Source organism: Muribaculum gordoncarteri (genome assembly GCF_004803695.1).
Taxonomy (GTDB): domain Bacteria; phylum Bacteroidota; class Bacteroidia; order Bacteroidales; family Muribaculaceae; genus Muribaculum; species Muribaculum gordoncarteri.
Window position 1 is genome coordinate 2,619,147 of the sequence record NZ_CP039393.1, and the last position, 13,651, is coordinate 2,632,797.

Consider the following 13,651-nt stretch of genomic DNA (forward strand, 5'->3'; position numbering starts at 1 on the left):
ATCGATATAAATCGCTTAACTTTGCCCCAACATAAACGGTGCGTTAGTTCAGTTGGTTAGAATACATGCCTGTCACGCATGGGGTCACGGGTTCGAGTCCCGTACGCACCGCATAAGAGAGAGCGACCATCACGGCCGCTCTTTTTATTGCCCCTCGGGCATGGTTTTTATCACAAAATCTTGTAATTTTGCAATAGCAACACCACATTATGCTGCAATGTCGCAGCGGTTAACCAATTAATATCACATGAAAAAGATAGCTGCAATAATGTGTGCGACAGTAGCCCTGACAAGCTGCAACGACAAAGTCGCCGACATCGACACCCAAGTGAATGAACTCTATGACCGCATGTCGCAGGAGGAGCGCATAGCTCAATTGAAGAGCTGCTATATGGACGACCTCTTTGACGAAAACGGAGTGCTTGACAGCGCCAAGTGCGCCGAGATGATTCCCAACGGCATAGGTCACTTCTCGCAATATGCAAGCCAGAAGCCCACCGATGCCAACGTGCTTCGCGACCGCGTTGCGGCAATGCAGGAGTGGCTCATCAACAATACCCCCAACGGCATTCCGGCCCTGTTTCACGAAGAGGTGCTGTCGGGCATAAACACACGTGACGCTACAATCTACCCTCAGCAGATAGGACAGGCTTGCTCGTTCAATCCCGAGCTCGCCGAGCTTAAGACCCGCCAGACGGCTACGGCATTGCGCAAGATGGGCGGACTGCTCTCGTTGTCGCCCATGGTCGACGTGTGCCGCAATCCGAGTTTCAACCGTATTGAGGAGTCCTACGGCGAGGACGGCTATCTCTCGGCCGTGATGGGTACCGCTTTTGTAAGGGGTTTGCAGCAGGGCGACCTCAAAAAGGGCGTAGGTGCATGCTCCAAGCACTACCTCGGCTACGGCGGAGGCGGTGATGCCGATGAGAAGGAGCTGATGGAAGAGATTCTCCTGCCCCACGAAACTATGATACGACTTGAGGGCAGCAAGGCACTGATGCCCGGCTACCATGCCTACAAGGGCACCAACTGCGTGGCCAACAGCGAGATTCTTCAGGACATTCTGCGCGACTACCTCGGATTTGACGGCATGGTGGTGAGCGACTACACGGCTATCGACCAGATTCCCGGACTTGAATCCCGTGCCGAGAAGGCTGCTGCGGCAATCAACGCCGGAAACGATGTCGACTTCCCCCACGGAGCCAACTACGCCTACCTGCAGGAAGCCATCGACAACGGCACCGTGAAACCTGAAACCCTGGAGCGTGCCGTGAAGAATGTGCTGCGCTATAAGTTCCTCGCAGGAATGTTTGACAAGGATCCCTACCTCTACAGCACCGAAACTATAACGCTCGACTCACCCGAGGAGCGACAGACGGCCTACGACATCGCGTCGCAGTCGGTCGTGCTGCTTGAAAACAACGGCATTCTCCCGCTGAAGGATAAGAAAAACATTCTTGTCACCGGCCCCAACGCCAACTCAATGTGGGCCATGTGCGGCGACTATTCGTTCCCGGCCATGAGCTATTTCTGGAAAAAGGTGACCGACGACCTCGATCATCCCCATGTCGTGAAGCTTCTTGAGGGCATGGAGTCACGCAAGCCCGAGGGTGTCGACATCAGCTATTCGCGCGGCTGTGACTGGACCGAGGATATCGAAACGAAGTACACCGTGGGCGGCGACGAACGCGCATGGGAGTATGAAATCCTACACCGCAAGGTCGACTCGGGCGAGAAGGCCGACAAGGCCGAGGCACTGCGCATGGCTCGCAACGCCGATGTGATCATCGCAGCCGTGGGTGAGAATGTGATGCTTTGCGGCGAAAACCGCGACCGTCAGGGTCTGCGGCTCCCCGGCAAGCAGGAGCAATTTGTGAAGGAGCTGCTCGCTACAGGCAAGCCTGTGGTGCTCGTTGTGTTCGGCGGTCGCGCTCAAGTGATTTCCGACATCGCCGACCGCTGCGCTGCCGTGATTCAGGCATGGTATCCCGGCGAGGAGGGAGGCAACGCTGTCGCCGACATTCTCTACGGCAACATCTCGCCCTCGGCCAAGCTGTCGGTAAGCTACCCCAACACCGAGGTCTACGAGCCTATATGCTACAACCGCTCGACCGAGAAGGATCAGCGCGTGGCATGGGAATTCGGCCACGGATTGAGCTACACCACATTCGACTACTCCAACCTGACCGTCGACAAGAGTGCCGCAACATCGGCCGACTCGGTTGTCGTGTCGTTTGATGTCAAGAACACCGGCGCGGTCAAGGGCGACGAGATAGCACAACTCTACATTTCGCCTGTCGACGCCGACCAGAATCTGCGCCCGATTCAGCTGCAGGGATTTGCCCGCGTGTCGCTCAATCCCGGCGAAACCAAGAGAGTCACCGTGAAGCTGCATCCCGAGCAGATGGGCTACTACAGCAACGACGGCGCGCGCCGCTGGAACATCGCTCCCGGCCGCTTCCTGGTCAAGGTGGGCGCATCGTCGACCGACATCAGGCTGCAGGATGAAGTCACCCTCACCGGCGACAAGGTGAAGAAGCCCCTGCGCGAAGTCTATTTCTCTAAAAGCACGGTAAAATAGTCATGACACTGTCGGAATATCAGGCCGAGGCGCTGAAGACAGCCATATATCCCAAGGAGATTGGCATCATATATTCAGCCCTCGGCATGACCGGCGAATCGGGCGAGGTGGCCGATAAGGTCAAGAAGACAATCCGCGACAATGGCGGAGTCTTTGACGAGGCCACCCGCCTGGAAATCGCCAAGGAGGTAGGCGATGTGCTGTGGTATATCGCCGCCATGAGCGACGACCTTGGCCTGTCGCTTGAAGAAATCGCCCGCATGAACCTCGACAAGCTCCGCTCCCGCGCCGCCCGCCACCGCCTCCACGGCACTGGCGACAACCGCTAATCACCCCCACAAAAAGATGAAAAGCCGCAGTTTCACAACTACGGCTTCCCCGGAAAAATTAGTGAATGTTGATTGTGCGATATCTTTAGTTTCACTTTTCGAGAAGATTCCTAACAACTTCTCACTTTTGAAATAATATAACTCCTTTGTCGTTTTAGGCCGCTCAGACCCTTAAATTTTGGCTTTAGTCCATACACGTTGAATCACCGACCCCCGAATCGGGAGCCGGGACAACGTATTGAATATCATGTTTTAGCGGTTGGATTGCAATCAATCTGCAACCTTAGTTCATTCATCATAAATAATAGCAGATTCTATCTAATCATCTTATAAAACACCGGTAGCCCGAAAAAGTTCGAGCCTGATATGATTTTTTTCAAAAAATTTTACAAAATTTTTTCTTAACCCGTGACATAGCAAAAAAATCCACCGATAACCAGGTTACCGGTGGAGTATATATTAACCTATGCGTATCAAAAAGGATAGCCTATGGCAAGGTGGAAGGCAAGCGACTTCTTGAACGACTCCATGTTGTAGTAGCCACCATGACCGGTGTCGTAGGGCGCATGGATGCCTATGCCAAGGTCGCCGCGTATAACAAGCATGCTTATGTCGAAACGCAAACCCACTCCGGTACCCACGGCCAAATCGCGGAAGAATGTGCGCCCCTCAAGCTTTCCACCCGGACGGTTGGGGTCGTTCTTCAGCAGCCACACATTACCGGCATCAAGGAAGAAGGCGCCGTGAACGGGACCGAATATCGGGAAACGGTACTCGGCATTGCACTCAAACTTAAACGTACCGGTTTCATCGAAATTGCTGTTGACATCGTCCTTATCGGGATGATAACTGCCCGGACCGATGCTGCGGACGGTAAACGCACGCACCGAGTTGGCACCACCCACATAGAACTGCTCGCTGTAAGGCACCTCGTGACCGTTGCCGTAGGCATGAGCCACGCCGCCAAACATTCGCGCCACAAACCAGTGCTCGCCCTTGATCCTTCGCGAGTAGACAATCTGAGCCGTGCCCTTTATGAACTGCGAGAACGGCATTCCAAACAACCGCTTCTCGCCCTTCACTCCTGCAAGCCGCCATATACCCCAGCATATATTTCCCGCCTCCTGAACCGTAGCCTGAACATTGAGCAGGTTGTCGCGGTTCATCACGCGGTCATAGATCATGGTGAAACCCATCTGCGGAATGAACTGGTCGCGGAAGCTCACTGCAACCGCCGGATTGGCCGCCATGATTGAGTCAAACTCCGAAGTGGTGCGCAAAAGCTTCACATAGGATAGCTTGAGCGGAGTAAACGTATAGGAGAAGTATTTGCGTGTCTGCCAGTCGTAGTTCATCGACGCGCTGAACTGAGCCATGTTGAAGTAGTGCGGACGGTTGAGTAGGTCGGCGTTCAACGTGAAGCGCGTCCAGTTGAGATTGCGCCGCGACAACGGGAAGAATCTCGGAGCAAGCATGCGCGGGAACGAGAGCGAAGAGTTGATACCCACCTCGTAGCTGTTGAACACCGAGGAGCGGTCGTGTCCCGTCTGCCACTCGTAGGAACCCGTAAGGCCCACACGCAGCTGCTCGCCGCCGCCGAAGAGGTTGCGGTTGGTCACCCACAGCGACAATCCCGGGCCAAGGTAACTGTTGGACTTCGATGACACATTGGCCTCGATGCTCGCCTCAAGCGGCTTGTCGAATGTACACTGGATGACCACATCAAGGCGGGGCTCGGCGCTCGTCGTGTCGGGGAACGCATCGATGTTTATGTAGTTGAATATGCCGAGGCGCGACAGATAGGATTGCGTGCGGTTCATCTCGCTCACGGCAAATATGCGGTTTTTACGGAACGTGACGCACCCCGGAATCAACCCCTTGCGCAAGCGTGACGGCATCATCTGTATCACCGTTCCGCGCCGCGTCACCGTAGTGTCGGGAGTGCCTCCCCCGTCATTTCGGCTGATGAATACCGTCACATTGCCGGTGCGGTAACGCTGCAATGCAAACTTGGGGATGTTACGCGCCACAGTGAGGCGTAACGCTATTCGCTGAGGCGTTATGGTACTGTCGGCAAGGTACTCTATATACTCGGGACGGAAGAAATAGTAACCCTGGTCACGCAACACGTTGGTGATGCGGTTGCGCTCGATGCTCAACGAGTCGGTAGAGTAACGCATTCCCTTGCGGAAATAGGTGCTGCTCATCGCCACCGAGTCAATCTTGTGATAAAGGTGACATGTGTCGGGCAGATACTCTATCGAGTCGAGCAGATAGGCCGGGCCGGTGTGTACCGTGTATATAATCTGAGCTTTCTTCTTGTTCTTCTTGCTGTAGAGCAGCTCGTAGGAGGCGGTTCCTCGGAAATAGCCCGCGTCATCAAGATTGTTCTCGATCATCCGCGTGCGCAGGTGGGGCCTCACATCGCTTATAAGCACAGGTTCCTCGACAAGCTTCTCATAGAGCCAGTGCTTAAAACCCTTGGGCGGATTGCTCCAATTGTTATAGACCCACAATCCCAAAGGGAAAGGATAACGGTAATAGGGCGACAGCCAGCTAAGAATGTTGTTGGGCCTCACGTTAACGGCGTTTTTCACCTCTTCGGCCACACCCGACGGCACCTTCTCACCTTCCGACGGCACAATGTCAATCTTCTTCACGCCGGTGTAGAGCACATCGTCGGCACCAAGCCTACGTGTGGTCGAGCATGATGTCACGCTCACGGCCAACGCCGCAATTACTACCAGCCACAGATATGTAATGTCAATTCTTCTCCGCATCATCGTTATTCTTGTTTATAGGTGATGTTCCGGCAGGCGATTCAGCCGGTTCCGGGGCTTCGGGCGACTCCTTGCGATGACCCACGAAGCGGAACAAATCCCTGAGCGAGCTTAGCTTGCGCTTGTAGACAAATCCGACACCGGTCTGTATCACCTCGCCCTCAAGCACGTTCTCGTAGCCTTCGTGCCTGAACAGTCGCAGATACATCGAGCCGCTACGGTTGAGCATGTATTCAAAGGAGATGTCGTTTATCAGGTTCTGCGACAGATTCTCGTCATTGTCGGCATCGGTCGAGTAGTTTCCGCCGATCACAATCTTTATGCGGTCGTTAAAGAGGGTCTTGCTCACCTTGTAGCTGTAGCTTGTGGTGGTGGAAGTAGCGCCCTCGTAGGTGCGGTCATACTGGTCGACGCCAAATGTTATGTCGACACCCTTTATGTTGTTTGCCGCCCAAGTGTTGAGCTTGGATGTGAGGAACGAGAAGAGCACATTGCCCGACAGGTTGGACGACGCTCTCGTGCCCGGACCCGTGTAGATGTTGTAGAGCAACATGTTCATCGCCTGATTGGCTCGCTGCTCGGGACTCATCGTCTGCAACTCGTTCTGTATGGTGATGTCGTCATTTGTCGACAGGTCAAACGACACATCCATATTGGAAAGCGTGTTGGTGACATTCAGCGTTATTATGAAGTTGACAAGACGGGAGTTCTGCCCCTCCTCGGTCACGTTGGCCTTGAGCGTTTCAGTGGCATGGATGTTGAGAATGGGATTCATCATGTCGCCGTTGAACGCCACATAGCTTCCGCTCTCGAAGTCAAAGAGCTTCTGGCTCATGAACGGCGGAGTGTAACGCACAAATCCCTTGTCGATGGTGTAGCGTCCGGTAATGCGCATGTCACTGAACGGCGACATAGTGAAGTTAAGGTTACCCGAACCCTGAATCTGCGCCTTGTCCTTGCCGTTTGACGATATGTCGACATTGATTGTCGAGCCTTCCGAAATGATGACCTGGGCATTCAGCATCAGTGACATGCCTGTAGACTCAAGCGAGTCGGCCTGGAGCACAGCTGCGGTGTCGCTGAACTGGACAAACCGCACCATGTCACCCGCCCCCACGCCTTCCGACAGCTGGTCGGCGGCCATGTCGAGCACGTAGGTCACATTGCTGCCTTCAAGCAGATTGAGCTTGGCGTTTACCGACATGAAATCCATGTTGCCCTTGACATCGGCGTCAAGGTTTATGAATCCGCGTCCGTAGACATCATGTCCCTTTCCGCGGTCGATACCCACTATCTGCATGTCACGCGCCTTCATGTCGAGGTCGATTCGCGGCGACACAAGACTTGTCATGTCGACAGTGCCGTTGATATAGAGCGGATTGTCGTTGATGCCCTTGATGGTGTAGTTGTTGAAGCGCACGATATTGCTGTCGACCGGTATCTTCTCGTCGGAGAACTTGAACGAAGTTCCCACCATGTCGACGAGCACATCGGTGGAGTCGAAATCGAGGAATCCGTCAAACACCGGATTGGCCATCGTTCCCGTTATGTCCATCTCGCCGTTGAGCATTCCGTGAAGCTTGGCAACTCCCGGAGGCAGGAACGGATTGACTATGCGTAGCGGGAAGTGTATCATCGAGAAGTCGAGAGCAAACGGATGTGCGGCCGTGCTGTCGTTGAGCGAACCCGAAGCCGTGATGACCTTGATGCTGTCGACCATAAGCGATGTCGAAGCCTTTATGACTCCCGAAGCGGTAGTCGACAGTCCGAGGTCAAGCAGGAATGAGCCAACTCTGTCGCCGCCATAGCTCAAGTCGTCGAGCGTGGCATTTCCCGTTCCCGACAGTGACTTAGCTTCGGCATCCCAGCGGATGCGCATATCGACTCCCGCAACGCCCTTGACCGGCGGAGCGAATGGCGACAGCGCGAGCCAGTCGGCAAGCTGTATGCCCGATGCATTTACCACCACATCCTCCTGTCCCATCACCGAGTCGTTATGTGAATGTTCGGTGAATATGCGCAGGTGGCTGTCGCCGTTCGACAAGTCGAGGTTGGCGTCAAGATGCCTTGACCCGAAGCTGTAGCTTATGAAGTTGTCCTGATTCAACGACCATGTCTTATAGCCTATGACAGGCTTAAGCGGCACAAGTCGCATTGTAAGCAGTGAGTCGGAGCCGGTGAGGTTGACACCGATCTTGAATCCCGTGTCACCTTTTATGTTGCTCTGGTTCAGGAAGAGCGAGAAATTCTCGTTGGCAAGGAATCCCGTAGCGTTCACATGTGCGAAATCGTCCATCGTTCCCGGGCGGTTGTCGACATTGATCTTATACACGAGGAACTTGCCGTGTTGCAGCGCATTGAATGTTATCGTGTCGAGCTGCGTGTTTCCGGCCTTGAACCTGTCGACTGCGGCATTCATGGTGATGATGGTGTCGGTGCTCATGTTGAACTTGAGCGAGTTAAAAGACATCTTGGCCGGTTCCAGAAAATCGGATATAACGCTGTTGGAGCCCGAATTCAGGTCGAGGACAAAGGGTGGTAACGCATGCTGCAACGCAATTATGTCGATGCGCTTGTCGGCCATCTGCTTTTCAAGCAGCGTCATCGTGCCGGTGACTCGCGTCATAAACGTGTCAATCGGACATTTGGCCATAAGTCCGGCCACAAGTGACTCATTGTGAAGCGTCACCATCATCGACGAGTCGGTTGCATCGAGCGTCGTATTTATAGCCGGGGTTGCAATCTCCATGTCGGGCATCGACCACGCAAGGTCGGTCACATTGACATTGCCGTTATAGTAGCTGCGCTTGGGGTTGAGCACAGCCTTTCCGTCGAGGCTGAACGAGCCCTTGTTTTCGGTCGGAGAAAGGTGCAATCCCTGGAGGTCAAAGTTACGCACATCGCCTTCAAACTCTACATTGATGTTGTCGCCTTCGAGCTTACCCAACATCGTCATGTCAAAGTTGGCGTCATGGTTCATCGACATAACGCCGGCATCGATCACGCCCGTGTCAAGCTTGGCCCATGCGCGTATATTGGAGTAAGCTATGCTGTCATATACAAATTTGTCGATCGCCATTTCGGCATCGATAGTGGTCTTGACCGACATCGGGTCATAGCCGCGCCCCTTCACCTTCACATTGGCGGTGACATCGCCTATTCCCATCTCGGGCATGAATGAACTTATCGGGAACTCGTCAAGGTTAAGGTCGGCGGTGTAGGACTCGGCACGGCCGTTCCAGTCGCAGTCAAGCAGCACCTCGCCTTTACCGGTAACGGCACGCAACATTCCGTTGTAGGCACCCGACTCCATTTCCACACGGCCTTCAAGCTTTATGGGCGGAATGTTGAGCTGCTTGGCAAGCTTTGCCTCAAGCACCGTGGGTTTTATGAAGTTAACGTTCTTGAGTTCGCCGTCAAGCAGTATCTCGCCGCTTATCTTATCGATGTCGAGCATGTCATACACCTCGCCGCGCATCTCCATGTTCATATATCCCGGCAAAGCCACATATATCTTTTCCACACGCATTGCCGACACTGTCCCTTCGGCATCGGCTTGTAGATTTATGTCATTGTAACGCGGAATTGTCTTCAGCATCGGCACGAGCGAAGGCATCAGCATCTCCACATCATGCACCCCTATCCTTGCCGCCGCCTTAAGTCGCAGAGGCAGGTCGGGGTCGGTCGTCATGTCGCCCATTCCCATGTAGGCATTGAACTTTATCGCCGAAAACAGGGTGGTTATGTCGAAGTTGCGTGCTTCCATTCCGGCCGTGTCCATGGCAAATGTGCCCGAAGCGTCGAGCTTTAAACCGCTGCGCTCGGTCGCCGCAAGCCGTTTAAGCGGAACCGTTATCTCAACTCCTCGGTTATAGAATGAATCGACACGTATCTCTATGTCGTCGGCTTGCAGATAATTCATGTCAAGTCCGGGCTGCGGCACGGCGCCACGCATGGCATATACGGCACGTTGTCCGGTGAGCCTCACCGTGTCGCCGGTAATCACCCACATGCTGTCGAGCGGAGTAGGATGCTCCTCAACTGTCGTTACCGTGTCGGCAGGGTGTGCGGCAAGATACTCGGCCGAAGGCGTGAGATACATTGCGCTGACACTGTCGACGCTCAATGAACGGGCATGAATGCGCCGGGTGGCGAGGTCGAGAAATCCGTCACGCAGCTCAGCAAGCGGAACCGTTGCCGACAACGAGTCGATAACGGGCATCATCGACATCCGGTAACTTATATTACGCAGCAACAGCGAGCCCGCCTTGATGGTCAATGGCATCGACGCCGTTGTGTCGACCGGTGTCGCAGTAGTGTCGCTACCGTTAAACAACAATAAAACATCGCCTCCGTCGAGCTCGGCATGACTCACTTCGATTAACGAATTTTTAAGGTCGTAATGCGACGGTTCAAGCTTGAAATCCTTCACATCGGCCACAAGATACATTACCGAGTCGGGAGTCCCCATCTTATAGCGCACATCGCTGATACGGCCGCTCGCATGTATGTCAAGCTTCAGCAGCGGCAGTATGTCGACATCGAGATCGGCATTTCCCACCACAGCCATTGTGTCGCCGGGCGAAGTCATAACTCTCACTCCGTCAAGCATAACGCTCAACGGCCACTTGAGCCGAAAACGGTCAATCTCTATCGTCATCCCCGATGACTTGGCTACCTCACGCAGTGCTATATCCTTGACGAAATTCTGCACAAAGGGCACATAGAGAAGAGCAGGTATCAGTAAAATCACAATCAATACCCACATTAATGTCTTCAGTACTCTCCTGACGATTGTATTTTTTATAAGGTGTCCCAAAATAAATAGTCCTTTGTGATTTATAACATAAAGTTACATCTTTTGTTTTTAACATTTGCTAATCTTGGCGATATTATTTTCATAATCGCATCGCAAATAGTATCTTTGCAACGATTTTGCATTTCGACTCATCACTATTTTGAGAAATTCTCACCTATATATAATAATATCGGTGCTATTATGCGCAATAAGCGCCGGAGCCGCATCACTTCCCCGACGAGCCAACAGTGACCCGTTGCCCTCGCATGTCGACTCCACTGCCGCAGCTGTCGACTCGTCATCGGTCGATACAATCCCCGATTCCTACGACCCGTTGCGCCGCACCCTCATCAGCGAGGCTGTCCCCGAATCGGTGGCGGCTTCCTCACTCCCCGTGTTCCATCCCAAGGAGGAAACCAAATCACGCATCCAGCGCCAGAAGGTCGACCTTGACAACGTTGTAACCTTCTCGGCCAAAGACTCATTGGTGCTTGTAGGCAAAAACAGCGCGTTCATGTATGGCGACAGCGAAGTAAAGTATGGCGACATGGAGCTGCAGGGCGCTGAAATAAAAATGGACATGGCCACCAACGTAGTCTATGCCGTAGGTCGTCCCGACTCGGTAGGCGAATTGCAGGGTTCGCCTGTATTCTCCGACAAGAGCGGTGAATACGAGTCTAAGACAATGAGCTACAACTTCAAGACAAAACGAGGTATGATAACCGATGTCGTCACCGAGCAGGGCGAAGGTTATCTGACCGGAGGTCGCACCAAGATGATGGAAAGCGGCGAATATTACCTTGCCGACGGAAAATACTCTACCTGCGACGATCACGACCATCCCCACTTCTACTTTCAGTTGACCAAAGCCAAGGTCATCCCCAAAAAGAATGTGGTCACCGGACCCGCCTACATGGTGCTTGCAGGACTTCCGCTCCCGCTTGCCGTACCGTTTGGATACTTCCCCTTCTCCGAGAAGTACTCTTCAGGTATAATATTCCCTTCGTTCGGCGATGACTACAACCGAGGATTCTATCTGAGCAACGGAGGCTACTACTTTGCAATAAACGACAACATCGACCTCGCGCTCACAGGCGAGATATACACCAAAGGCTCATGGGGTATAAACGCACAGTCGGCCTACGTGAAACGATACAAGTATTCGGGTAGCTTCCATTTGAGCTACATCAACACGATTTTCGGCGAAAAGGGCAATCCCGACTACTCTAAGCAGACCAACTTCCAGATTCTCTGGAACCACTCGCAGGATTCAAAGGCCAATCCCAACATGACCCTCTCGGCAAGCGTAAACTTCTCGACGAGCGGCTACACGCGCAACGACCTCAACAGCTACTACAGCAACTCGTTCACCGAGAATACCAAGAGTTCGACCATCAACATGACCTATCGAATCCCCAACTCGAAATGGTCGTTCTCAACAACTGCCAACATCGCGCAGCGTACCCAGGACTCTACACTTGCAGTGTCATTCCCCAACCTCACGGTGTCGCTGTCGCAGGTCTACCCCTTCAAGCGCAAACGCGCCGTAGGTGCCGAACGCTGGTATGAGAAAATCAAGCTCTCCTACTCCGGTCAGTTCCAGAACTCACTGACAGCCAAGCAGGACCAGTTCTTCAAGAAGAGCCTCATAAAGGATTGGCGCAACGGTATGCGTCACTCAATCCCCATCTCGGCGACATTCAACCTGTTCAAATATATCAACCTCACTCCGCAAATATCGCTGAACGACCGAATGTACACCTCAAAGGTGCGCCGAAGCTGGGACCCCAATGCCTCAGCCGAAGTGTGCGACACCACCTACAGCCTCTATAACGTGTGGGATTTCAATGCGTCAGTGTCGCTCGACACCAAAATCTACGGCTTCTTCCAGCCTATGAAATTCCTCGGCGACAAAGTGAAAATGATACGCCACGTATTGACTCCGACAATATCGTTCTCGGGCGCTCCCGACTTCTCGTCGCCGTTCTTCGGTTACTACGGCAACTACTCCTATCAGGACTCCAAGGGTGAAACCGTCACCAAGAAGTACTCGCTCTTCCCCAATGCCCTTTACGGCGTGCCGGGGCAGGGACGGCAGGGAGTAGTGAGTGTTTCGCTCGCCAACAATGTCGAGATGAAGGTTAAGAGCGACAACGACAGTATAGGCGAAAAGAAAATATCGTTGATCGAGAACTTCAGCGTGTCACAAAGCTACAACTTCGCAGCAGACTCAATGAACTGGAGCAATATACAGACCTCATTGCTGCTGCGACTCGTCAAAAACTTCAACCTGAGCCTCTCGGCTACATGGGATGTCTACACCTATCAGCTCAACTCGGCAGGAAATCCAGTGCGCGTAAACGTGCCTCGATGGAAAGCCGGAAAGGGACTCGGACGACTCTCCAGCACCGGAACATCATTCTCCTACACCTTCAACAACAACACCTTCAAGCGCAAGGATAAAAAGGACGACAAGAAGAAATCGGGCAGCGTCGACGACGAGCCCGACAACTCCCACGAGCTTGAGAACACCTCGGGCGACTTCCGCAACAACCGCACCGGCAACAGCGAAACTGCCGACAGCGGTCTGCAGCTTAACGACGACGGCTACATGGCCTGGGAGGTTCCGTGGAGTCTTACATTCAACTATTCGGTCAACTACGGCTACGGAGCGTTCAACAAAAAGAAGATGGAGTATGACGGTAAGATAACCCAGAACCTCAGCTTCTCAGGCAACATACAGCCCACCAAAAACTGGAACTTCGGATTCAGCGCAAGCTATAACTTCGACACCCACAAGATAGCTTACATGAACTGCAACATATCACGTGACCTCCACTGCTTCACGATGACTGCGAGCTTCATACCCGTAGGCCCCTACAAGAGCTACAATTTCCACATCGCCGTGAAGTCGTCGCTCCTGCAGGACTTGAAGTACGACAAGCGCTCGTCGATGACCAACGGTGTGACATGGTATTAATCGCATAAAATACAAATTATCCGATTTTTCACACAAATTTTCGCTTTTTGTTAGCAAAATTCATTTATTTATGCTACTTTTGTCGCATAAACAACAACAGAAATAATATGTTGACAATTTTAAGCTCACGATATCATCACCATCATCATCTCCGTTACTCGCAGTGAGGGAGCAATGAGGCGT

Annotated in this window: 5 protein-coding genes and 1 tRNA gene; 4 read left to right on the forward strand and 2 right to left on the reverse strand. The window is 53.0% G+C overall.

Annotation, left to right across the window (positions count from 1 at the left end; genetic code table 11):
* Positions 1 to 37: 37 nt before the first annotated feature.
* The 3 genes from E7746_RS11535 (at position 38) to E7746_RS11545 (ending at position 2,910) form a co-directional block, all read left to right on the forward strand.
* A tRNA-Asp gene (locus E7746_RS11535) sits at positions 38 to 111 on the forward strand.
* A 136-nt stretch (positions 112 to 247) separates the two neighbouring features.
* Complete coding sequence (locus tag E7746_RS11540; RefSeq protein WP_136410894.1) at positions 248 to 2,581, forward strand: glycoside hydrolase family 3 C-terminal domain-containing protein; 2,334 nt, start codon at positions 248 to 250, stop codon at positions 2,579 to 2,581.
* Positions 2,582 to 2,583: 2 nt separating this feature from the next.
* Positions 2,584 to 2,910 (forward strand): nucleoside triphosphate pyrophosphohydrolase family protein, encoded by a 327-nt coding sequence (locus tag E7746_RS11545; protein ID WP_136410895.1) that lies wholly within the window; start codon positions 2,584 to 2,586, stop codon positions 2,908 to 2,910.
* Between the two features lie 473 nt (positions 2,911 to 3,383).
* Here E7746_RS11545 and tamL read toward each other — a convergent pair whose 3' ends face one another.
* Together tamL and E7746_RS11555 are read right to left on the reverse strand one after the other, a co-directional pair.
* Positions 3,384 to 5,693 (reverse strand): translocation and assembly module lipoprotein TamL, encoded by a 2,310-nt coding sequence (tamL, locus tag E7746_RS11550; protein WP_238337180.1) that lies wholly within the window; start codon positions 5,691 to 5,693, stop codon positions 3,384 to 3,386.
* Complete coding sequence (locus E7746_RS11555) at positions 5,674 to 10,443, reverse strand: translocation/assembly module TamB domain-containing protein (protein ID WP_168184378.1); 4,770 nt, start codon at positions 10,441 to 10,443, stop codon at positions 5,674 to 5,676. The genes tamL and E7746_RS11555 overlap by 20 nt, the downstream gene beginning before the upstream one ends.
* Positions 10,444 to 10,648: 205 nt before the next feature.
* On the opposite strand from E7746_RS11555, the gene E7746_RS11560 reads away from it, so the two are divergent.
* Positions 10,649 to 13,468 carry a putative LPS assembly protein LptD gene (locus E7746_RS11560; RefSeq protein ID WP_238337181.1) on the forward strand — a complete coding sequence of 940 codons (2,820 nt, stop codon included), beginning with the start codon at positions 10,649 to 10,651 and terminating at the stop codon, positions 13,466 to 13,468.
* Positions 13,469 to 13,651 lie beyond the last annotated feature (183 nt).

Bases quoted from the DNA above. Each gene is read 5' to 3' on its own strand.
- E7746_RS11540 (WP_136410894.1), top strand. From the start codon at position 248: ATGAAAAAGATAGCTGCAATAATGTGTGCGACAGTAGCCCTGACAAGC.
- E7746_RS11545 (WP_136410895.1), top strand. From the start codon at position 2,584: ATGACACTGTCGGAATATCAGGCCGAGGCGCTGAAGACAGCCATATAT.
- tamL (WP_238337180.1), bottom strand. From the start codon at position 5,693: ATGATGCGGAGAAGAATTGACATTACATATCTGTGGCTGGTAGTAATT.